The 21,243-nt window shown below is 43.6% G+C and carries 22 protein-coding genes and 1 pseudogene; 15 read left to right on the top strand and 8 right to left on the bottom strand.

What is annotated here, in order from left to right:
- Positions 1–18 precede the first annotated feature (18 nt).
- The 6 genes from J7Q78_RS01620 to pepT all read left to right on the top strand — a co-directional run bounded on the left by J7Q78_RS01620 (position 19) and on the right by pepT (position 7,006).
- A complete protein-coding gene (locus J7Q78_RS01620; protein WP_208422776.1) occupies positions 19–384 on the top strand; it encodes a DUF488 domain-containing protein in 366 nt (121 codons plus the stop codon).
- A 153-nt stretch (positions 385–537) separates the two neighbouring features.
- A complete protein-coding gene (dnaG, locus tag J7Q78_RS01625) occupies positions 538–2,415 on the top strand; it encodes a DNA primase (protein WP_208422775.1) in 1,878 nt (625 codons plus the stop codon).
- A gap of 17 nt (positions 2,416–2,432) precedes the next feature.
- A complete protein-coding gene (gene rpoD / locus J7Q78_RS01630) occupies positions 2,433–3,542 on the top strand; it encodes an RNA polymerase sigma factor RpoD (RefSeq protein WP_154241948.1) in 1,110 nt (369 codons plus the stop codon).
- Between the two features lie 349 nt (positions 3,543–3,891).
- Positions 3,892–4,599 (top strand): tRNA (adenine(22)-N(1))-methyltransferase, encoded by a 708-nt coding sequence (locus J7Q78_RS01635; protein ID WP_208422774.1) that lies wholly within the window; start codon positions 3,892–3,894, stop codon positions 4,597–4,599.
- Positions 4,587–5,720, top strand: coding sequence for a Nif3-like dinuclear metal center hexameric protein (locus tag J7Q78_RS01640; RefSeq protein WP_208422773.1), 1,134 nt, complete (start codon positions 4,587–4,589; stop codon positions 5,718–5,720). Before J7Q78_RS01635 ends, J7Q78_RS01640 begins: the two co-directional genes overlap by 13 nt.
- A gap of 44 nt (positions 5,721–5,764) precedes the next feature.
- Complete coding sequence (gene pepT, locus J7Q78_RS01645; RefSeq protein ID WP_208422772.1) at positions 5,765–7,006, top strand: peptidase T; 1,242 nt, start codon at positions 5,765–5,767, stop codon at positions 7,004–7,006.
- A 56-nt stretch (positions 7,007–7,062) separates the two neighbouring features.
- On the opposite strand, the gene aroD is transcribed toward pepT, so the two are convergent.
- The 5 genes and pseudogenes from aroD to J7Q78_RS09990 all read right to left on the bottom strand — a co-directional run.
- Entirely contained in the window at positions 7,063–7,782 is a 720-nt protein-coding gene (gene aroD, locus J7Q78_RS01650; protein WP_208422771.1) for a type I 3-dehydroquinate dehydratase, read from the bottom strand.
- A 136-nt stretch (positions 7,783–7,918) separates the two neighbouring features.
- Positions 7,919–8,659 (bottom strand): TIM44-like domain-containing protein, encoded by a 741-nt coding sequence (locus J7Q78_RS01655; protein ID WP_208422770.1) that lies wholly within the window; start codon positions 8,657–8,659, stop codon positions 7,919–7,921.
- Positions 8,660–8,776: 117 nt separating this feature from the next.
- On the bottom strand, positions 8,777–9,604 hold the full coding sequence (locus J7Q78_RS01660; protein ID WP_208422769.1) for an alpha/beta hydrolase: 828 nt from the start codon (positions 9,602–9,604) through the stop codon (positions 8,777–8,779).
- Positions 9,594–10,358 carry an alpha/beta hydrolase gene (locus J7Q78_RS01665; RefSeq protein ID WP_208422768.1) on the bottom strand — a complete coding sequence of 255 codons (765 nt, stop codon included), beginning with the start codon at positions 10,356–10,358 and terminating at the stop codon, positions 9,594–9,596. Before J7Q78_RS01665 ends, J7Q78_RS01660 begins: the two co-directional genes overlap by 11 nt.
- Before the next feature lie 25 nt (positions 10,359–10,383).
- Positions 10,384–10,634, bottom strand: a pseudogene (locus J7Q78_RS09990) (glucose PTS transporter subunit IIA); the annotation flags it as partial.
- Positions 10,635–10,734: 100 nt separating this feature from the next.
- Between J7Q78_RS09990 and aroE the strand changes: the two are divergent.
- From aroE to J7Q78_RS01690, 5 genes are all read left to right on the top strand, one after another.
- Complete coding sequence (gene aroE, locus J7Q78_RS01670) at positions 10,735–11,598, top strand: shikimate dehydrogenase (protein ID WP_208422767.1); 864 nt, start codon at positions 10,735–10,737, stop codon at positions 11,596–11,598.
- Between the two features lie 6 nt (positions 11,599–11,604).
- Positions 11,605–12,606, top strand: coding sequence for a 3-deoxy-7-phosphoheptulonate synthase (gene aroF, locus J7Q78_RS01675; protein WP_208422766.1), 1,002 nt, complete (start codon positions 11,605–11,607; stop codon positions 12,604–12,606).
- Positions 12,606–13,718: a 3-dehydroquinate synthase gene (gene aroB, locus J7Q78_RS01680; RefSeq protein WP_208422808.1), complete on the top strand. Its 1,113-nt coding sequence runs from the start codon at positions 12,606–12,608 to the stop codon at positions 13,716–13,718. The genes aroF and aroB overlap by 1 nt, the downstream gene beginning before the upstream one ends.
- An 86-nt stretch (positions 13,719–13,804) precedes the next feature.
- Positions 13,805–14,326 (top strand): shikimate kinase, encoded by a 522-nt coding sequence (locus tag J7Q78_RS01685; RefSeq protein ID WP_208422765.1) that lies wholly within the window; start codon positions 13,805–13,807, stop codon positions 14,324–14,326.
- A gap of 94 nt (positions 14,327–14,420) precedes the next feature.
- Positions 14,421–15,020: a superoxide dismutase gene (locus J7Q78_RS01690; protein WP_208422764.1), complete on the top strand. Its 600-nt coding sequence runs from the start codon at positions 14,421–14,423 to the stop codon at positions 15,018–15,020.
- 88 nt (positions 15,021–15,108) lie between these two features.
- Here the strand turns inward: J7Q78_RS01690 and J7Q78_RS01695 are convergent, their stop codons facing one another.
- Entirely contained in the window at positions 15,109–16,545 is a 1,437-nt protein-coding gene (locus J7Q78_RS01695) for a C69 family dipeptidase (protein WP_208422763.1), read from the bottom strand.
- A gap of 109 nt (positions 16,546–16,654) precedes the next feature.
- On the opposite strand from J7Q78_RS01695, the gene J7Q78_RS01700 reads away from it, so the two are divergent.
- Positions 16,655–16,867, top strand: a complete 213-nt coding sequence (locus tag J7Q78_RS01700) for a 2-hydroxymuconate tautomerase (RefSeq protein WP_319016963.1) — start codon at positions 16,655–16,657, stop codon at positions 16,865–16,867.
- Between the two features lie 85 nt (positions 16,868–16,952).
- On the opposite strand, the gene J7Q78_RS01705 is transcribed toward J7Q78_RS01700, so the two are convergent.
- On the bottom strand, positions 16,953–17,759 hold the full coding sequence (locus tag J7Q78_RS01705) for a Cof-type HAD-IIB family hydrolase (RefSeq protein WP_208422762.1): 807 nt from the start codon (positions 17,757–17,759) through the stop codon (positions 16,953–16,955).
- A 150-nt stretch (positions 17,760–17,909) separates the two neighbouring features.
- Between J7Q78_RS01705 and J7Q78_RS01710 the strand changes: the two genes are divergently transcribed.
- The 3 genes from J7Q78_RS01710 (at position 17,910) to J7Q78_RS01720 (ending at position 20,100) form a co-directional block, all read left to right on the top strand.
- On the top strand, positions 17,910–18,245 hold the full coding sequence (locus J7Q78_RS01710) for a metal-sulfur cluster assembly factor (protein ID WP_154241963.1): 336 nt from the start codon (positions 17,910–17,912) through the stop codon (positions 18,243–18,245).
- Between the two features lie 77 nt (positions 18,246–18,322).
- Positions 18,323–19,105 (top strand): SAM-dependent methyltransferase, encoded by a 783-nt coding sequence (locus tag J7Q78_RS01715; RefSeq protein ID WP_208422761.1) that lies wholly within the window; start codon positions 18,323–18,325, stop codon positions 19,103–19,105.
- Between the two features lie 23 nt (positions 19,106–19,128).
- The gene (locus tag J7Q78_RS01720) at positions 19,129–20,100 is read left to right on the top strand and encodes an ABC transporter permease (protein ID WP_208422760.1); all 972 of its coding nucleotides are present in this window, start codon (positions 19,129–19,131) and stop codon (positions 20,098–20,100) included.
- A 92-nt stretch (positions 20,101–20,192) separates the two neighbouring features.
- Here J7Q78_RS01720 and fni read toward each other — a convergent pair whose 3' ends face one another.
- Positions 20,193–21,242: a type 2 isopentenyl-diphosphate Delta-isomerase gene (gene fni, locus J7Q78_RS01725; protein WP_208422759.1), complete on the bottom strand. Its 1,050-nt coding sequence runs from the start codon at positions 21,240–21,242 to the stop codon at positions 20,193–20,195.
- Position 21,243 lies beyond the last annotated feature (1 nt).

Consider the following 21,243-nt stretch of genomic DNA (forward strand, 5'->3'; position numbering starts at 1 on the left):
TCAAAAGGGGATAATCATATGCTACAAATGAAACGGGTTTACGAAAAGGCGGCAGACTCAGATGGCTGCCGGATTTTAGTTGATCGAATTTGGCCCCGCGGGATTTCAAAGGAGCGCGCCGCCATTGAAACTTGGGCAAAAGCAATTGCCCCGACTACTGAATTACGTAAGTGGTTTGCTCATGAGCCGGCTAAGTTTCCCGTTTTTAAAGAAAAGTATCTTGCTGAAATTGCAGCTAATCCTGCTTGGCCCGATTTTGAACGATTAGTACACGAGCAGCTTAAGCTAGGCAATGTGACATTAGTCTACGCGGCCAAGGATTTGCAATATAATCACGTTGTTATCTTGATGAGCCTTTTAAAAAAGGACCTTGACAACGAATAAGATAGTTTGCTATATTTATTTGCATCTATACCTAAATAGTGCTATGATATATAGTGTATTTTTGTGCTGATAATCCTTAAAAGTCGCATTTCTTTGTGAGGTGCGGCTTTTACAGTCTTAGTACAATTTGAATTGAATAGTGAGGTGAGACCAATGGCGGGAAAGATTCCGAACGACGTGATTGATGATGTTCGGAGCCAAACTAACATAGTGGATGTTGTTGGTCAGTATGTCCAGCTCAAGAAAAGTGGCAATAACCTATTTGGGATTTGTCCGTTTCACGATGAGAAGACCCCCTCATTTTCCGTTAGTGAAGAGAAACAAATTTTTCATTGTTTCTCTTGCGGACGGGGTGGGAATGTCTTCAAATTCTTAATGGAACTGGAACAGATTAGTTTTCCAGAAGCTGTTGTGAAAGTCGCTGACTTTGTTGGCTTCAGTTTAGCGGAGACTTATCGACCCACTCAAAATGTTCAAGAATCAAGTGAAGTGACGCAGTTTAAGCAACTCTATCGTCAGGCTAACGAGCTATTTACGCATATTTTGATGAGTACCGAAGCCGGCCAACCGGCGCTCGATTACTTACATGAACGGGGCTTGACGGATCAATTAATCGAGACGTTTAGTATCGGTTATTTGCCAGACCAAGCTGATTTAATGCTTTCGTTCTTTCAGAATAAAGAAGTGCCGTATCAGACACTGCGTCAATCCGGCTTATTTATCGAAACTCAGACCGGGAAGTTGCATGATCGTTTCTCTGGACGAGTGATGTTTCCAATTCGCAACGCACAAGGAGAGGTCATCGCTTTTTCTGGACGGGTCTTGGTGAAACAACCCGATCAACCGAAATATTTGAACAGTCCCGAAACTGTGATTTTTAACAAGCGGAAGGTTTTATTCAACTATGATTTAGCAAAGACGATGATTCACCAAGAGCGGAAAGTTTATTTGTTTGAAGGGTTTATGGATGTGATTGCAGCGTATTCAGCAGGTGTTATAAACGGTGTCGCATCAATGGGAACAAGCTTAACGACTGAGCAATTGGCACTTTTGGGACAACAAGCACGAGAATTAATTGTCTGCTACGACGGTGATCGGCCCGGCATCGAAGCAATGAAACGCGCCATTAGCATGCTGCAGCAAAATACCAAGCTTGAATTGAGCGTGGTGGTTTTACCCAGTGGAGCTGACCCGGATGAATATGTCCGCCAATACGGGGCGGAACAATTTAAGACAACTTTGCAAAATGGGGTAGAAACCCCAATTGCATTTGAATTACGGTATTTAAAGCAAGGGTTGAATCTGAATAATGAAAAGGACCAACTTGATTATGTGCAACAGGCATTAGCCGTCGTTGCCCCGATTGAGTCTCCCCTTGAAATTGAGATTTATCTCAAGCAAATTGAAGCGGATAGCGGTATTTCATTTGCTACATTGAAGCGGCAATTACAAACATTGCGCGTTAAACGGGCAACACAACAACCACTTGCACCGGCACCTAGCCAGTATGACTATGATCTGCCACCTGAACCGGGGACCCCGATTGACGGGCCACCGCCAATCCCTGGGCATCCTCAGGCAACGGTGACCCGTCAACCTCAGCGGTTAACCCGTGTTGAACATGCCGAACAAGAAGTCTTGCATATGTTGATGGAAAATGACGATATTCGGCTGCAATTGGAGAATAATGCTGATTTTAGTTTTGTGCATACCCCTTACCAACTGATTTACGAGTTGTGGCGCGCCTTTTTAGCTGAAGGTAAGTCGACTTTAGCCGACTTCATGGGTTATATCCCAGATGACTTACAGGCGTTAGTCGTCCAGATTGATGCACTTGATTTACCCGAAGAGGCAAGTCAAGAAGCCTTGAACGACTGCCTATTCGTCATTGCGCAAAATAACATTGAGGAACAATTAAGAGAAGCGAAAATTGCCTTAAAAGAGGCGACCAAATTGGGGAATGCGAGCGAAGAAACCCGCTTAACCTTGGAGGTCATTAGACTTGTTTCGCAAAAGAAATTAGGAAATTGATATTAGGAGGTTTCTGAATGGCTGATAATAAAAAAGCTGACACGAAGAAATTTGATACTGCGGTTAAGGCCTTAATTAAGGAATACAAACCAAAGAAAGAAATCACCAATGATGAACTCGTTGCAAAAATTGTAAAACCATTTGCGCTACAAGCTGATGAAATCAATGAATTAATGCAAAAAGTGGAAGACCAAGGGATTGGGATTGTCGATGAAGATGGTAATCCGAGTGCTGCGACCCTTAAAAAGGAAAAGGTTTCTGCTAAAGAACTAAAAGACATGACTGCCCCAACCGGGATTAAGATTAATGATCCTGTACGGATGTACTTAAAAGAAATTGGCCGGGTATCCCTTTTAAACGCCCAACAAGAAATTGACTTGGCTTTGCGAATTGAACAAGGCGATCAAGAAGCTAAACAACGGCTTGCTGAAGCTAACTTACGGTTGGTGGTTTCAATTGCTAAACGTTATGTTGGTCGTGGGATGCAATTCTTGGATTTAATTCAAGAAGGGAACATGGGCTTAATGAAGGCTGTTGAAAAATTTGATCACCGGAAAGGATTCAAATTCTCAACGTATGCTACATGGTGGATCCGGCAAGCGATTACGCGGGCCATTGCCGATCAAGCGCGGACAATCCGGATTCCAGTCCATATGGTTGAAACGATTAACAAGTTAATCCGAATTCAACGGCAATTACTTCAAGATTTAGGTCGCGAACCAACACCGGAAGAAATTGGTGCTGAAATGGATATGAATACGGACAAGGTACGCGAAATCTTGAAGATTGCGCAAGAACCTGTTTCCCTTGAAACCCCAATTGGTGAAGAGGACGATTCACACTTAGGCGACTTTATCGAAGATCAAGATGCAACTAGTCCTGAAGAACATGCTTCTTATGAATTGTTGAAAGAACAATTAGAAAGTGTTCTAGACACCTTAACAGACCGGGAAGAAAACGTCTTACGGTTGCGTTTTGGCCTTGATGATGGACGGACACGGACGTTAGAAGAAGTGGGCAAGGTCTTCGGGGTAACACGTGAACGAATTCGTCAGATTGAAGCGAAAGCATTGCGGAAACTCCGCCACCCATCACGTTCAAAACAATTAAAAGACTTTTTAGAATAATAGCTTTAAAAACTCTCGAGCTTAACTGGCTCGAGAGTTTTTTTATGGCACTTTTATGCATTGTCTTTGGAATCCAATTTCAACGTAGAAGATGGTTAAGCCTAATTGCAGGGAATAGCTTTGGTGATTAGTTTAGTATAATAACTGTAGATAATTTATCTTATGTCAACTAGCTTTTTCAAACAACTGATAAAGGACGAAAAGAAGGGGCTAATCTGAGGATAAAATTAAATTTGGCCTAAAGCAACTGCTGATAGCCAGAATCAAGTGTTCACTTTGACTGCGTATGGCGCCTAAAATTTGGTATACTAACTATAACAATCAAAGTTTCTAGAATGGAGTTTTATTTTTGTCACCAATTCATTTATCAAAGCGTTTGGCTGCGGTTGCGCAGTTTGTCCCACAAGATAGCATTGTTGCTGATATCGGTTCAGATCATGCTTATTTACCCATCTGGTTGACTGAACAGAACCGGTTAAAAGGCGCGATTGCTAGTGAAGTGGTTGCTGGTCCGTTTGAATCAACACAGACTCACGTTAATCAGTGGCACTTACAACAACAGATTCAAGTTCGCTTAGGCGATGGAATCGAGGTGTTAGATCCTACAAAAGACCAAGTCGATTGCATTGTGATTGCCGGGATGGGGGGATTATTGATTACTGAAATTCTAACTCGCGGTCTTGATCATCTAAACGGCCATGAACGACTCGTGCTACAACCCAATATCATGGAAAGTACTGTCCGTGAATGGTTGAATGAACATGACTATGCAATCGTTGATGAAGCGATTGTTGCTGAAGACGGACATATCTATGAAGTGATTGTCGGTGAACCAAAAGCGTCAGTGGCACCCTTAAGTGAAAGTGACCGCGTATTTGGGCCAGTTTTACGCCGAACGCAACCCGCTGATTTTCAACTAAAATGGAAAACGATGTTAAAGAAGCGCCGTCATTTATGGCAACAATTACAAAACGCACAAGTCGTCCCCACTGATAAAGTCAAAGCAGTCGAACATGAAATTGCATTAATCGAGGAGATGAAGACATGGGAAAATTAGTCGCGAGTGACTTAATTGCTGCAATTGAAGACTATGCACCATTGACATTAAAAGAAGGCAACGACCCGACCGGTTTTCAAATCGGCCGCCGAGATAAAAGCGTTGAACGGGTGCTGGTGACCCTTGATGTCCGACCAGAAACCGTTCAAGAAGCGATTGAACAGAATGTCGATTTCATTTTTGCCCATCATCCAGTGATGTTTCGACCAGCGCAAAATCTCGATCTTAGTGTTCCGCAAAACAAGATGTATGCGGATCTGTTGACGCATGACATTACGGTGTATGCCGCTCATACGAATTTGGATAAGACTAATGGTGGTATGAATGATTGGTTAGCCGAAGCTTTACAACTAAAAAATGTTCAACCATTTAATATCACGGACTACCAACCATTGATAAAATTAGTGGTCTTTGTCCCTGAGTCACATGCTGAACAAATGCGGATAGCATTGAACCAAGCAGGCGCTGGGCATATTGGCGATTATCAAGCCTGCAGTTTTAGTACGACCGGAACTGGCCGTTTTCAACCAACTGAAGCAGCAAATCCTTATACCGGCCAAGCAGGTGAATTAGAAGCCGTCACCGAAGTCAAAATTGAAGTTATGTTGCCAGCGGTTATGCAAGCCCAAGTTATCCAGGCGATGCTTGCGGCCCATCCTTATGAAGAACCGGTCTACGATATAATTCCGCTGGCTAACCACCAACAACCAATTGGTATTGGACGAATTGGCCAAATACCACAACCAATGACGGTCCGCGATTATGCGCAATTTGTCTGTGAAACGTTTGAGTTAACAGGATTGCGCCTGATTTCGAACGAACCGGACAAAATAGTCCAGACAGTCGCCGTTGTCGGTGGCGATGGGGGTAAATTCTTCCCAGCCGCTGTCCAAGCTGGTGCAGATGTCTATATTACTGGTGATGTTTATTATCATACCGGTCATGATATGCTAGCAGCTGGCTTGTCGGTAATTGATCCTGGTCATCATGTCGAAAGCATCGTGAAGGATGAGATGACACAAGTTTTTGAAAAGTGGGCGAAACAGCGTGGCTGGTCGGCTACATTCATTAAATCGCAGCAAAAAACTGATCCGTTTACATTTATTTTTAATGCGAAGTAAGTTAGAATAGTATTAAGTTTAAATAATATCTAGGAGGCTACACCATGGCTAAATATGAAAAATTAATTCCTCGTTTTCTAGAATATGTCACAACGGAAACCCGTTCAGATGAAAACGCAACAACGAGCCCATCAACCCAAACCCAAGTGGTATTTTTACACAAATTGATGGACGACTTGAAGGAAATCGGATTAAGTGACGTGAAATACAACGAAAGCAATGGCTATGTAACAGCGTTATTGCCAAGTAATATTGATAAAAAAGTGCCAACGATGGGCTTTTTATCACACGTCGATACTGCCGACTTCAATGCCAAAGGTGTCAAGCCACAAATCGTCGAAAACTACGATGGTGAATCAATTATCAAATTAGACGAAGCGGGTAAATTTGTATTAGATCCTCAAGAATTCCCCAACATGAAAAATTATAAAGGGCAAACTTTAATTACGACTGATGGCTCAACCTTATTGGGTTCAGATGATAAATCGGGTGTCGCAGAAATCATGACTGCCATGGACTTCTTGGTTCAACATCCTGAAATCAAACATGGCGACATCAAGATTGGTTTTGGTCCCGATGAAGAAATCGGGACTGGCGCTGACCACTTTGATGCCAAAGATTTCGCAGCGGACTTTGCTTACACAATGGATGGCGGCCCAATCGGTCAGCTAGAGTATGAAACTTTTAACGCTGCTGCAATGAAAGTCGATATTCAAGGCAAAAATGTGCATCCTAGTGAAGCTAAAGATATCATGGTTAATGCCCTTCAAGTAGCTGTTGACTTCCAAAATGCTTTACCAAGCGACGAAGTACCTGAAAAGACAGACGGTCGCCAAGGGTTCTACCATTTATTAAGTCTTGAAGGCACAGTGGATGAAGCACACATGGCTTATATCATCCGGGACTTCGAACGTGATGGTTTAGAAGAACGAAAGGCATTTGCTGCCAAAGTGGCTGATCAGATGAATGCTAAATACGGCGAAGGTCGCGTTGTCGCAACCATCAAAGATCAATATTACAACATGGCGGAAGTCTTAAAAGACCACATGGACGTTGTTGAGCTTGCTAAAGATGCAATGGAAGCTGTTGGTATCAAGCCATTAATCGAACCAGTTCGTGGTGGGACAGATGGTTCGAAGATTTCATTCATGGGGATTCCAACCCCTAACATCTTTGCTGGCGCTGAAAATATGCATGGTCGCTACGAATTTGTTTCAGTTGAAACAATGGAAAAAGCTGTCGATACAATGCTTAAGATGAATGACTTAAACGTTGAACGAAACTAATATAAATTGAAAAGCCCCGTACAAATACAATTTGTACGGGGCTTTTTTACGTGTATTTAATTTTGATGCATCGTCAACAAGCCTTTGAGTTGTTCAATTGGTAATTGGCCGGATGCACTGGGGTGTTCAAGATAACCAAAACTCACGGCTGAACCGAATTGACCACCAAAAATGCGAGAGGCTAAGCCAAATTCAGACATCGCCATCGTGATTAGAGGGGTTGTATGATCGTGTGTAAAAGACTGGGTAAGCGCCATTAATCGAGTAGTATCATCATTACTTTGAGCGGTAGTTGCTAGTTTTAACATATCTGGTTGCGTCGCATGCATTGCTGCGAGTTGTTTTTGAAGTGCTAGATTATCAGGGGTTGTCTTTAAATCGTGATGGCTCAATAATACTTGATAGCCATTTGCACGTGCAAGCGCGCTGACGGCTTTTCTAACGGACTTGGGTAAAGACCACTCGATATCAACTACGTCGCCGATTTGTGCCGATAATAATGGCGTATAGCGGTCTAAATAATCGGCTGGATCAGCAAGGCCGCCATCATGCGTGGTTCTAAGCGTTAAAATAACCGGTTGTCGGGCAGCGACAATTTGGTGAGCAGCGGTTAATAAAGTCGCTGGTGCTTGCCAATAGTCTAAACGCCATTCTAAAATATCAATCGCAGCTTGCTTTTGCTCAACAAGTGCCATTTCACGCTTACAATCGTCTAGGTTACGCGGCATTAAGGAAACGGCCGTTTGGGTCTGGCCAGTGCCAACATGGAGGGTCATCAAATGAACTCACTTTCTAATCAAAATAGGTGAACGATTTTTAAATCGACAAAGTCTATTTTAAGAGAAAAAGTTGTTTAACGCAACAAACTTTATCAATTAAACAACAAAAAAGACCTACCAACTGGCAGCTCTTTTATAGGGATTGATTAATATGAGCGACACGATATTGACCATCAATTAATTTAAACGTCCAAATTTCGCTGAAACGTTCAATATAAGCCGCTTCACGACGTTGGTCATTAACCGTGGCTGTTTGCCGATCATCAGTAAAGTAATCGCGCATTTGCGCTGTCACTAGAATATCTTGGCGGTTCAGTTTTTCAGGTAATAATAACTCAGTTGAAACAATGGCGATACTCTCAAGTTGGTTATGTTTATGGTGCCGTTGATAACGGTTTAAGATGCGTTGTTGTTGGTGCTGAAAATGGGGCGTCATTAAGTCCGCCACGTCGGTTAAGTCATTTGAGGGCCAAGCTGTTTCAATTTGATAGAATGCATTTTCAAAGCGCGCCGCGGTTTCAGCATCTAACGGCATGGTATCAGCCAGAGCCCGTTTTCTACGTCCGGTTAACCAGTCACGCACTTTACGCCAAATCATGATCCCAAGGGAGACAAATACGAAAAGCAGGGTGACTATACTATCGAATAAACGACGCATCGGGGATTTGTAGTAATGCCGATATCCCGCATCATCGTAATAATAATCACGACTACGGCCGCCAACATAACCAGCTGTCGGTGAGGAATAACCCCCACCGCTACCACCGGATCCGCCCGAACCACCCGAAGACCCGCCAGCACGCGCAGCAACTGGACTCGGTAATAAAACAATTAAACAAAGGGTAAATAAGATAAAAATAAGAGCTTTCTTCATAAGCGACCTCGCAATCAAATAACAATAGATAATCAGTTTAGCGGAAATAATATGGGATGGCAATAGAATGGGGTGAATCTTAATTAATATGCATATTACGCTAATTAGTAGTCGCCGTTAATTATTATGAATCACTTGAATCTGTGTTAACCAATTGGTGGCTAACGAAATCCACTGTGACGCCCCCTTGTTTAAATATTTGGTTTTACCAGGCTTTTGGGTGACATGGTTGGCTAATGCTAATCCATGAATACCACTGCCAAATAAATGATATTCCACAGGAATATGATGTTTCTGTAGAGCTAATACATAGCGTAATGAATTTTCAGCAGGCACTAACTCATCGGTCGCAGTTTGCCAGACAAAGGCGGGTTTAGCATTATCCGTAATATTGGTTTGGGCGTGCCAAAACTGTGAATCCTGCGTAATTAAATTTTTCTCAGCGCTTGTTGTTGGAAAACCAGCGTCTAAATCGATGACCGGATAGGCAAGAATAATCGCCGCATATTGACCGGCGTACTGATCAAGATGGTATTGCTTCACTAACAGAGGATTGGTTGCAATGCCATTGTAATTGGCAACAACATGCCCACCCGCAGAGAACCCAGTTAAGACAATTCGGTCTGTATCAATCGAATGCTTTCCAGTTTGTTCAGTTACCCATTCGATGGTCCGCGCTACCTGATTAAGTGCCATTGGATAAACCTCATGAGTTGCGTCACGCAATTGATAAGGGAGGACTAAAACATGCATCCCTTCGGCAAGAAATTTTAACGCGATAGGTGTTGTTTCACGCTCTGAATGAAAGGTAAATCCCCCACCGGGACAAATAATCATGACGGGTTGCTTGACGGGAGTTTCAAAATCAGCTATTGGGTCAAGCCAGTAGGCGGTTACTAAGAATGGTTGTTCGTTAGATTTTAATTCTTGTGTTTCAATTTGCATTTGCTGTACCAAGCCTTTCATTTGAAAATCTGTGTAATACTTGTTGTAACTGATGATCCCAAAATGACCAATCGTGACCGATATTCTCTGTTACAAAAATTGGTGTCTGTCCAATCGCCGTTAACTTTGCAGCCAGCGCCTGATTATCAACATAGAAATCATCTTGAGTGCCACACGCGATATAAACAGACGAAGTAAGTTCGGATGTTAATAAATCATCTAAGTCAACAGGAATCATATTTTGTTGATTAATGAGTACTCGATAGGGCGGTAGTGTCTCCAAAATGGTTGTTGGGAAATTAAAGTAATTTACCGCGCCTGAAATTACGCCAATCCCCCTAAATCGCTTAGGTTCGACCAATCCCCATCTGAATGCACCATAACTACCCATTGAAATCCCTGCGATAAAACAATCTGCTAGATTAGTTGACAGTTTGAACGTAGCGGTGACTCTAGGCCTTAATTCGGTTGTCAGGAATTGCCAGGCAGGAAAAGAGGGACTGTCTAGGTAGCAACTACGGCCAAGACTAGGAAGAATGATCGCCATCTGGGTCGCCGTTGCGTATCGTTCGATACTTGTTTTGCGGATAATATCTGACTGGTTCGTTCCTAATCCATGCAACAAAATCATATAGGGCCACTCTGTAGCTGTCAAGGATACTTGATCGCTAGACCGGGGTTCAGGAAGAATCACACTAATTGTTGCTGTCTGCTGCAATGTATTGGCATAAAACTGCATATTAATCAGTGTCATTTTGAGCCCTCAATGGTGGTTGCTTTTAAGTAACCGAATAGCCCCACAATAAAGTAAGAATTAGAGCAATCAATAAAGTGCTATAGTGTGAAATAAGATAGTTGTAGAAATTTTGATTAATACCAACGTTTGGCGGAATGAAGGCGGAAATCCGATTAATGAACCCGAAAGTGCATAATTATTAACGTGTAATAACCCTGTGATTAAGCCACCTACCCCGCTAGCGATGCTGGCTGTGATAAAAACTCGTTGATCCTTTAAATTGACACCATAAATATTAATTCAAATCAAAAGACAGAAGAAACGCTGTCTTTTTTTGTTGCGCCCATTTAAAAATCTCATTAAGTAAAGTATGATAGTTTTAGAGGAAAATGTAATGATATCAGGTTATACAGCTCTTTACGGCTTGGTTGCGCATCCGGCGCACCATAGCTTGTCGCCCATGATTCATAATCTGGGTTTTAAACAACATCAAATCGACGCACGGTATCTGGTTTTCGATAGCCAAGCACAGCCGCAAAATATCGCAACGGCCATCCGGACACTTGGGGTGGCAGGCGTTAATCTTTCGATGCCTTATAAACAGTCGCTAGTGCCATTAATGGACGAACTAATGCCAGCTGCCCAACTTGTTGGGGCTATCAATACGGTTGCTTTACAATCGGGTAAATTGGTAGGCACGAATACTGATGGCGATGGTTTTTGGCGCGCTTTGCAGAAAAGATATCCCAATCTAGCTAGTCAGCAGATTGTCATGCTGGGGGCAGGAGGCGCAGGTTTGGCGATCATCGAAGCCGCCGCTCGTTATGGTGTGGCGACGATTCAAGTCTTCAAACGCCAAAACCCGACTTATGTGGCAGTTGAACAACGACTGGTAACAATTGCTAATCACCATTCGATGTCCATCGTGCTACATGATTATGCCGATGAACAAGCCCTCCAACACGCACTCATTACTGCTGATTGCGTGATTAACGCCACGAATCTTGGCATGGTCAATACCCCTGGATTACCAATGGCGGCACCGCTCATTCGTCAAATAGCGCCAACTTGTCTAGTCACCGACTTAATTTATGCACCACGGCAGACTGCTTTTTTACAATTAGCGGCTCAAAGTGGGCATTCCACCCAAAACGGGCTTGGCATGTTAATCGAACAGGCTGCGTTGAGTTTTCAATTCTGGACGGGCCGGGTATTACAAACCGATCCTATTTATCACGCTTTAATGAAGGAGTTTTAACAATTTATGATTATTCAATTTAAACCAAATACCGATTCGGCGCTAGTGGCTGCGTTTTGTGCACGACAGCGCACAATGTATCCAAATGTTTACCAGATTAAGCATCATGTAGTAGTTGTCGGGGCTAAAGCACTAGCGTTTACTGCCGCTGAGGAACAAGCGATTACGACAACCATGACAGACGAGCCGAGTTACGTGCTTGGTAGTCGGCTATTCCAACCTGAAAACACGGTCATCAAATTAGCCCACAGTACGATTGGCGGTGCAGACTTCACAGTTATGGCAGGCCCTTGTTCAGTGGAATCCGCTGAGCACATCATGGCCATGGCACAAGTCGCAAAAAAAGGTGGCGCCACTATTTTGCGCGGTGGCGCTTATAAACCGCGAACATCACCGTATGCCTTTCAAGGGATGGGTGAAACTGGTTTAAAAGCATTACGGAAGGCTGCTGATGCTTATCAAATGGACGTTGTGACTGAAGTGATGGATGAAACGCATGTTGATTTAGTGGCGCAATACACCGATATTTTTCAAATCGGAGCGCGTAATATGCAAAACTTTTCATTATTAAAAGCGGTTGGGAAAACCAACGTTCCAGTTGCCTTGAAACGCGGGTTAGCAGCGACTGTTGATGATTTGTTAAACGCGGCCGAATACATTGCCGCCAACGGGAACCATCAAATTATGCTGTTAGAACGCGGAATTCAAACATTTGACAATCACTATACGCGCAACACATTTGATTTAAACGTTGTCCCAGTACTGCAAAAATTAACGCACTATCCAGTCTTAATTGATCCGAGCCATGCCACTGGTAAATGGGACCTTGTGACGCCCATGGCCCGCGCTGGCGTTGCAACTGGAGCAAGTGGACTACAAGTTGAAATTCACGATCATCCAGAAAAGGCTTATTCTGATGGTGCGCAAGCTTTGAAACCAGCCACTTATCTGGCAATGTGTCACCAAGTATGGGCCGTTGATGCGGTCGTCAAGCAGTGGCGGCACTAATGGTGACGATTGATGTCCACCTCACGCAGAAAGATTACCAAATTCGGATCCAATCTGGTTTGCAGCAAACCTGTGCTGAACAAATTGCACAAGTTTGGACACCACGGCAAATCGCATTAATCACAGACACGAATGTTGCCCCGTTGTATTTAGAAGCGATTGAATCGCAGTTAATAAAAGCTGGCTATCAAGTCACACCAATCATTGTCCCGGCTGGTGAATCAGCAAAATCGCTTAATCAAGCAATGGAGCTTTACACCCAGTTAGCAGCTACCAATTTGACTCGCAAGGACGGGGTAATTGCTTTAGGGGGAGGGGTTATCGGTGATTTGGCCGGCTTTGTCGCGTCAACCTATATGCGTGGTGTTGCATTCATTCAAATCCCAACCTCATTATTGGCGCAGGTTGACAGTAGTGTTGGTGGTAAGACGGCACTTGATTTACCAGCTGGCAAAAATTTAGTTGGTTCTTTCTATCAGCCAGACTTAGTGTTGATTGATCCTAAATTTCTAGCGACCTTGGATGAACGCCAATTATCGGCCGGCTTTGCGGAAGTCGTTAAAGTCGCCGCCCTCAACGGTGGTCGGTTTTGGCAACAGGTGACTGCTATTGAAAACACACACATGATTCTGGCGCAGGCTGAAACGCTGATTCAGCAGAGCGTCCACTACAAAGCACGGATTGTCATGGCTGATGAAAAAGAAAATAATCATCGCCAATTATTAAATTACGGCCATACCATCGGCCATGCGGTTGAAACGCTCGCCAATGGCACCCTTGTCCACGGCGAAGCGGTCAGCATCGGGTTGGTAACCATGCAACGGTTAGCCGAACAAAGCCGGCTGACTGAAGCACATTTAACACCAACACTTAAAGCCGTTTTAAATACGGTCGGTTTGCCAACCGCTAGTTCGTTACTCACGAGTGAGCGACTCTTTGAACAACTTTTACACGATAAGAAAAATCAAGGCCAGGCGATTAATCTTGTTTACCTCGACGCAATTGGTGCTCCTAAAATTCAATCCGTACCGCTAGCAACATTAGCGGCTAATCTCATTTCAAAAAAACTGGTAACCAACCCACAGATACTTTACAATGAAACTAACTTATAAAGAGTGTTTAACTGCCCGTATGACGCGAAGCAGTCTTGGAACCAACAAATATATTTGAAATAGAACCATAGGGGTTGATTGACTAGATGCAACTGATTTTAATCGGTTTTATGGGGTCTGGCAAAACGACCATTGCACGCAAAGTTGCCCATCATTACCATTGTGACTGGATTGATTTGGATCGCTACATCATGCAAGAACAGCAAATGACGATAAATGAAATCTTTGCCGAAAAAGGGCAAGCTGCATTTCGGCAAATGGAATTTGAGGCCTTACAGACATTGATCCAATACGATGGGGTTATCGCAACTGGCGGCGGAGTGGTGGATGATGCTCAGACGCGTTATTTACTGGAACAGAGTCATATCCCCATTTTTTTCCTAAATGGGAGTTATGAAGCCCATTGGCGCCGTGTTTCTCGTAACGATCGGCGTCCACTTGTGAATCAATTGGGCCACGATGGGTTGCGTGAACTGTATCATCAACGGCGCCCTAAGTATTATCGGCTTGCGGACTACACCATTTTTTTCCAACATAAGACACCGAACATGATGTTGGCAGAAATTGATACGCAGCTACCCAAAATTCAAAAAAAACTGGCTAATTAACATTAGTCAGTTTTTTTAATGGTTGTCCAATCATATTATTCGCTTTTTAACGCCGGCGGCTTGTATGATGAGTTTATAACAAGGAGGGTGAACAATGACATTTAAATTACCAGAACTACCTTATGAATATGTAGCGCTAGAGCCCTATATCGATTCTGAAACAATGCATCTACATCATGACAAACACCATAAGACTTACGTGACCAAACTTAACGCGGCACTGGCTAAGCACCCTGATTTAGCAGGTAAATCATTACATGACTTATTAACGCACATCGATGATTTACCGAAGAAGCTGCAAACGCCTATCCGCAATAATGCCGGGGGCCATGCAAACCATAGTTTCTTCTGGCGAATTCTAACGCCCAATGCCCCTGAAGCACCGACTGGGGAGTTGCTTGAACGGATTGAAGCCCGTTTTGGGAAGTTTAAAACGTTCCAAGAAGAATTCAGCAAGGCTGCCGTTGATGTGTTTGGTTCCGGTTGGGCATGGCTTGTTATTGATGAAGCTGGTGAACTGCAACTGATGACAACCCAAAACCAAGATTCACCACTGATGAGTCGAAATCGCCCATTGCTTGGCCTTGATGTTTGGGAGCATGCTTATTACCTGAAATACCAGAATAACCGTATTGATTATATCGAAAATTTCTGGAAAATGATTAATTGGCCCTTGGTAGCAGAATTGCTTTAACAGGCGGGATTTATTATTTGGACACCAATGAGTTAAAAAAGAAGCCCTAGCATGCAATGCTGCATGCCAGGGCTTCTTTTGCTAATGATTATAGATTACTATCCGTGCTAAAGTTAAGTGGTGAAAGGTTTGCACTATCCGTAATGAGTTTTGCGGTGAGGCGTTCCATTTCGTGTTGAGCAAGTTGGGCGGCTTTAGCAGACCCCTTGGTCATCAACATTGTGCGTTGGGACGTATCAGTTTCAGCTGCAATTGCTTGATCAGTTGTAACAATATTTTGGACCATTAAGCTATTGATGTGTTTTTGAGTTTGCTCTAAGTCTTTGGCAAATTTGGCATAATGGGCATCCACCAAGATTCCAGCCAATTTGTACGTCCAATAGATGGAATCTTTTGAGTAATCCTTTGTCCCTTTTTGGTAATTAATTGGGACATCGTCGGCCCCCGCATAGAATGGGACGTAGATACTTTGCGCCGTGACCCCCATTGATAACCAATGAATGCCACTAACATCAACTGGTAAGTTAGTCCGCATTTGTAGAATATGCGATTCTTGCGTTTTCGCTAAACTAATTGGCCGGAAAGCATGTTTTTGTTCTGGTGTACCATGACCAATCGGATCGTAGATTGTTCCTTCATAGTGCGAGCCTAGAATCCGGGCCACATCTTCAACTTGAATGGGTGCGTCCGCTTGGCGTAAGAAGGGCAGGTTAAAATCCTGTGGTTGTTGTTTAACAGAAGGCGTCAATAATTTTTGACCGTACCAAACGCGCGGCGTGTTGTAGATGAGATCGCTTTGATCTTTTGTTCCAAAGATATCGCGGAAGTTAAACGGGGTGTCAGCTTGCCATAAGTGATTATCACGGGCAAAATCTTGAATCCCGTCGGAAGTCATGAACCAATCAGGTTGATCAAATTGAACTTCTTGAATTGCGAGTTGGTTGGCAACTACGGCATAACAATTATCAGGAATCCGCTGAGCAACCCAGTGATGGCCACTCCCGATTTCTAAATACCAGACTTCATCAATATCCGAAAAGAGAATCCCATTACTTTCAGTTGTTCCGTATTCGCTAACGATGGCACCAAGGCGTGCAATACCTTCACGGGCAGTTTTCACGTAAGGTAACACAACTGTCACCATCGCTTCTTCAGCAATCCCATTTTCGATATAAGGATCAAACCCTAGAACGCGACTATTGCTGTATGCACTTTCAGTGGCACTCATGGCGACACCGTATTCATTAATGCCATCTTCTTCGAATAAGCCATATTCATCGGTCCATTCAGGCGTGGCTGTGTATTTAGCGGCTTCAGGTGGTAAATCGATCGTAAAACCCGTGTCTTTTGAGACAAAGTGGGGCGCAGTCGATAATTTTTGATGAGGATGGATGGTTAAATGCTTAGGCCAAGCCGCTTGGCTATCTTCGTTGCGTGCAATTAAAGTTGAACCGTCGGCTGTGGCTTTTTTACCAACTAAAACGCTGGTACAGGCCGTCAATTGACGGTAAAGGGGATCGCTCATTATAATGCCTCCATGTATGAATTAATATTAGCTATTATTATACCTTTTTTTAGTTAAAAACACAGTAATTACCATTGCTCAATTGCGTTAAAACAGGCATAATATAAGTATTCAATTAAAGGAGGCCCACCATATGCCATTAGTACACATCGATTTAATTGCTGGTCGTAGCCAAGCACAATTAAAACAACTCTGTGCAGACGTTACAGAAGCAATCACCAAAAATACAGGCGCACCTGCAGAACACGTACACGTTGTCTTAAACGAAATGCAACCAGACCGTTACTCAGTCGGCGGCGTTCTAAAAAGCGACGAAAAATAGCGTGCGTTTGCCTACTACCATTAAAAAGGCACCTTTAATCCAACGAAAAAGCGATTCGACAACTGTTAGTCGAATCGCTTTTTGATTAATCCATTTTAAAATATTGCCGTAAATAATTGGCGACGCCATCTTGGGCATTGGTCAGTGGGGTGATGTCGTCTGCAATCGCCTTGATCGGGGCAATCGCATTTTGCATCGCAACCCCGATACCGGCATAGGCTAACATATCCAAATCATTACTTTCATCACCAAAGGCAATGATATCTGATTGATCAATGTCATAGTGGGCTGCTAGTTTAGCAAGGCCGGTCGCTTTGTGAATCCCATGTTGGACAATTTCCAAGACGCTAGCGGGCCCGCCCCAAGTGTTGACAGAAACATCGGGAAATTGGCGTAGAATTTCTGCACGCAATGCATTTCGATCAGCACGTTCAACGAAAACCGTCACAGCAGCTGGGTCTTGCCGAAGAGATTCGCGGGTTAAAATTTCATCAGATTTCAACGTTGTGGGGAAGAAAGAAAACGTGTTGGCATAAGCTTGATCAGCTAAAAACATCGTTTTACCTTCGGCAGCAATCATTTGAATCTTGAAGCGCGCTTTTAGTTGGAAGAGACTGAAGACAATGTCTTTATTAATCGTATATTGATATTCGCCGGCCCAGGCTTGTCCTGGGATGTGCATCAGCGCCCCATTAAAGTTGACCATTGGTGATGTTAAGCCTAATTGGTGGTAAAAAGGTTCACTTAAGCGATTGGGGCGCCCGGTGACAATACTGACAATATGGCCAGCGTTTTGTAACTCGGTTAATGTTTGTTGCGTTTTAAGCGTCATTTGCGCATTTGAATTGAGGGTCGTCCCATCTAAATCCAATGCAATCAATTTTTGATGCATAACAGCGCCTCCTTTTAAAAACGTGTTTTATTAACACGATATGTCTTTTTATTCTAGGGGTTATGCGGATTGTTGTCAATGATCGTCAGTTGTAACTAGGCGGTTCAACCAGTATAATAGAGCTATTAGAGTGACCAGGAGGCAGGACACATGGTAGACCAACCACAAGACGATGCAGCAATTGAAGACTTAAAAGAGCGGATTTTAGCCGCGCTTGAGACCGTTATTGACCCGGAACTCGGGATTGACATTGTGAATCTCGGCTTGGTTTACGGGTTAAACCTCGACGAGAATGGCTTATGTACAATTGATATGACCCTCACAACGATGGGCTGCCCATTAACTGATGTTTTAACGGATTCGATTCATCAAGCGATGGCTAAAATTCCAGAAGTCAACGCAGTCAAAGTCAACCTTGTCTGGTACCCAGCGTGGGATACCAGCAAGATGTCCCGTTATGCCCGGATTGCGCTTGGCATACGGTAAACTGTTAGTCCAGCTTTCCAATCGGGAAGGTTGAGCTAATCGCTTAAGAGAAACTTATATTAGAAATGGAATCCAATATGATACAGTTAAGTTATCCGGAAAAATTACGCCAGAGCCACCTTTTTTTCGCAACCGTTCCGGCTATTCACCATCAGATTCAGGCCGTTCTAGTTAGTTTGGACCTGATTGAACAGGGCGGCTTGCCCACGCATAATTTGCCCGTTTTAGGGATTGATGAATCTTTATATTTAGAAATATTACTGCAAGCTGAACAGGGGGCTTTTGCGCCTGTTAATGTGACTGAGGTGCAACGGCAATTACGGATAATCGACCATTTACTACGCAATTACCGTGAGTACTTACAAAATCGCTTTGGCATGTGGGCCTATATCACCACAGATTTAACGGCGGCAATTGCCCGTGAATTTCCCAATTGGCATTTTTTAGAAGTAATGGCTGGTAACGGCTATTTAAGCGCTGGTTTACGCCAGGCAGGCGCTGATGTGATTTGTACTGATAGTTTAGCCTGGACTGCTGAAAATGAAACCGGGCGCCAACTAATCACACCAGTAAAAACCCTTGATGCCAACCAGGCACTCAACCGCTACGGCGCGCATGTTGATGCCATCTTAATGTCCTGGTCACCAAATGGTGTACCAGTCGATTATGAGCTGTTGCAACAACTCCGTAAAATGCCTAAGCCGCCCGTTTTATTATGTTTAGGCGAGCGTTTTGGTGCCACGAATAGCCACGCTTTTTGGACGGCAGCCCATTATCACAACGATGCTCGTTTATCACGGATTAACCGCTACTTACGCCCGTTTGATTTAATGCGTGATCGGTTTTACTGGATTCAATAGTCTGCTTTAAAGGAGGGCCCACTGTGCGCCTGAAAAAAATAATATTAGATTGCTTACTGGTTGGTTTAACGGTTTTAGGCCTATTGACGATTAGCCAACGTGCGAAAACCAACTATAGTCAACGTCTAAATCATAATAGTTTATCAGAAAACGCTGTGATTTTTAACGCTAAGAATCAGCAATCAATTCAAAAAACGATTCAAAAAATTGATGCAGCCAAATTAACGCATTTTCAAATTCAATTCAACGTTAATTCGCGGTTTTCATATGTCTATGCGAAAGGGAAACTATCGAGTGTCCCGTTAAAAGACGGCCGGTTCTTCACAAGTTACGACTTTAAATCTCAGGTTCCAGTGGTGGTGGTGGGCCAGTCACGGCTTAGTGAGCTCTATAAACCGGCTAGTCAAGCCTACTACCAAGATCATGGCCGCTACTTATCTGTAATTGGCGTTGTCGGCACTAACCAGACAACCACGCTTGATCAGCATATTTTTGTATCAACTTCGCCAGAATTTGTCTTAAACGATCGCCCCCTCAATCAAGTCACGGTGTTGGTTGATGATCCACAGATGAGAGCGCACATGAAAACTTATCAGAAAATTTTCAAAACGACCAAGCACAGTTATCTAACACCGAAAAGCACCCCATTAGTTGGGGTTAACTGGCTCCGTCAAAATGCGGGGATGATGGCGGTGATTGCGGTACTCGTGATTATCGCAGCTGGTTTTGCTTATTTATTTAGCCAAGTCGTCAATGGCTATCAGGCACAAAAAGGGCTCAGCACTGGTTTATACCGTAAATTTCGCACTGCGCAAACACAGATTTTTGCACTACATCTGGTCGTTAGCTCAATAATCGGCTTTGCCATTGGTAGTTGGTTTTTCTATCTGACAGCGCGCATGGTCATTTTCGCTAGCCTAATGGTGATTGATTTTCTCTTAGTTGGCCTTTTCTACTATTTAGTTCCGAAACGATATTTTCAAAAAACGGTTTAGTCATTAGATTGACTAAACCGTTTTTTGATGATTTTTGGGTAAAAATAAAGCCCCGATCGGCGTAACACTTCGATCGAGGCTTGACGATTTAATTAAATTGTTATATGCCGTTCATTTAAGTAATGCCGTAGTTCAGGGGAAAGGATAATTGGCACGCTTTGGAGGGCTTGAATGTCACGCGCGCCAAGCATTGCCATAATCGCTTGAATCTGTGCTTGCCAAGTTAAAAGATTTTCGGCCATTTGTGTTGGTCCTTCTTTTAAAACCATGTGCAAGAATTGACCGGAAATTCCGACGGCACTTGCGCCAAGCCGAAGTGCTTTGATGATATCTAAGGGGTTGCGAATCCCACCGGAAGCAAGGATATTGACGTCATTTTGAAAAGCCCGTGATTCAAAGAGCGATTCGACCGTTGATTGGCCCCAATCAGCTAAGTAAGCGTAGGCTTTATCATGACGCCGTTCGTTTTCAATCGTGACAAAATTAGTGCCGCCCCGTCCAGAAACATCGATGTATTTAACCCCGATTTGCTTAAGTTGAGCGATGGTATCGACACTCATCCCAAAACCAACTTCCTTCACAATAACGGGCACCCCAACATTGGCCACAATGTTAGCAATCTCGTCTAGCCAGTAGAAATCTTGTTCACCTTCGGGCATGACAATTTCTTGAGGGGTATTGACGTGAATTTCCAAAGCATTGGCCTGCGTCATTGCAACAGCTTGCTTGGCAACCCGTAAATCATTACCAGCACCAATATTGGCGAGTACGAAACCGTGCGGATTAAACTCCCGAATCACGCTAAACGTATCCGCGAGTGACGGATCTTTAATCGCCACCGATTGGGACCCAGTTGCCATTGGTAGGTTGGTAATTTGGGCGACTTGCGCTAATTGCGCGTTAATCTTTTTCGTCTGCTGACTACCACCAGTCATGCCGTTGATATAAAAGGGACTAGCCCAATTAGTACCGGCAAAATCGGTACTGATATCCACATCAGCTACCGCAATTTCGGGTAAGCTTTGATGGATAAACCGAATGCCGTCAAAGTCATTGGTGGTATCATCATGCCGGAATTTCTCCGCTAAAAATACATGTTCATCTTTCCGATGAGATTGAATGGATTGTTTGGGTTTGACCATG

This window comes from Latilactobacillus fragifolii, assembly GCF_905332535.1.
Taxonomy (GTDB): domain Bacteria; phylum Bacillota; class Bacilli; order Lactobacillales; family Lactobacillaceae; genus Latilactobacillus; species Latilactobacillus fragifolii.

Excerpts from the sequence above, each read along its gene's own strand:
- pepT (WP_208422772.1), top strand. The coding sequence starts at position 5,765 with ATGGCTAAATATGAAAAATTAATTCCTCGTTTTCTAGAATATGTCACA.
- J7Q78_RS01695 (WP_208422763.1), bottom strand. The coding sequence starts at position 16,545 with ATGAGCGATCCCCTTTACCGTCAATTGACGGCCTGTACCAGCGTTTTA.
- J7Q78_RS01640 (WP_208422773.1), top strand. The coding sequence starts at position 4,587 with ATGGGAAAATTAGTCGCGAGTGACTTAATTGCTGCAATTGAAGACTAT.
- J7Q78_RS01705 (WP_208422762.1), bottom strand. The coding sequence starts at position 17,759 with ATGCATCAAAAATTGATTGCATTGGATTTAGATGGGACGACCCTCAAT.
- J7Q78_RS01665 (WP_208422768.1), bottom strand. The coding sequence starts at position 10,358 with ATGACACTGATTAATATGCAGTTTTATGCCAATACATTGCAGCAGACA.
- J7Q78_RS01620 (WP_208422776.1), top strand. The coding sequence starts at position 19 with ATGCTACAAATGAAACGGGTTTACGAAAAGGCGGCAGACTCAGATGGC.
- J7Q78_RS01710 (WP_154241963.1), top strand. The coding sequence starts at position 17,910 with ATGGTAGACCAACCACAAGACGATGCAGCAATTGAAGACTTAAAAGAG.
- aroB (WP_208422808.1), top strand. The coding sequence starts at position 12,606 with ATGGTGACGATTGATGTCCACCTCACGCAGAAAGATTACCAAATTCGG.
- J7Q78_RS01685 (WP_208422765.1), top strand. The coding sequence starts at position 13,805 with ATGCAACTGATTTTAATCGGTTTTATGGGGTCTGGCAAAACGACCATT.
- aroD (WP_208422771.1), bottom strand. The coding sequence starts at position 7,782 with ATGACCCTCCATGTTGGCACTGGCCAGACCCAAACGGCCGTTTCCTTA.
- rpoD (WP_154241948.1), top strand. The coding sequence starts at position 2,433 with ATGGCTGATAATAAAAAAGCTGACACGAAGAAATTTGATACTGCGGTT.
- fni (WP_208422759.1), bottom strand. The coding sequence starts at position 21,242 with ATGGTCAAACCCAAACAATCCATTCAATCTCATCGGAAAGATGAACAT.
- J7Q78_RS01715 (WP_208422761.1), top strand. The coding sequence starts at position 18,323 with ATGATACAGTTAAGTTATCCGGAAAAATTACGCCAGAGCCACCTTTTT.
- J7Q78_RS01655 (WP_208422770.1), bottom strand. The coding sequence starts at position 8,659 with ATGAAGAAAGCTCTTATTTTTATCTTATTTACCCTTTGTTTAATTGTT.
- J7Q78_RS01660 (WP_208422769.1), bottom strand. The coding sequence starts at position 9,604 with ATGCAAATTGAAACACAAGAATTAAAATCTAACGAACAACCATTCTTA.
- aroE (WP_208422767.1), top strand. The coding sequence starts at position 10,735 with ATGATATCAGGTTATACAGCTCTTTACGGCTTGGTTGCGCATCCGGCG.
- aroF (WP_208422766.1), top strand. The coding sequence starts at position 11,605 with ATGATTATTCAATTTAAACCAAATACCGATTCGGCGCTAGTGGCTGCG.
- dnaG (WP_208422775.1), top strand. The coding sequence starts at position 538 with ATGGCGGGAAAGATTCCGAACGACGTGATTGATGATGTTCGGAGCCAA.
- J7Q78_RS01690 (WP_208422764.1), top strand. The coding sequence starts at position 14,421 with ATGACATTTAAATTACCAGAACTACCTTATGAATATGTAGCGCTAGAG.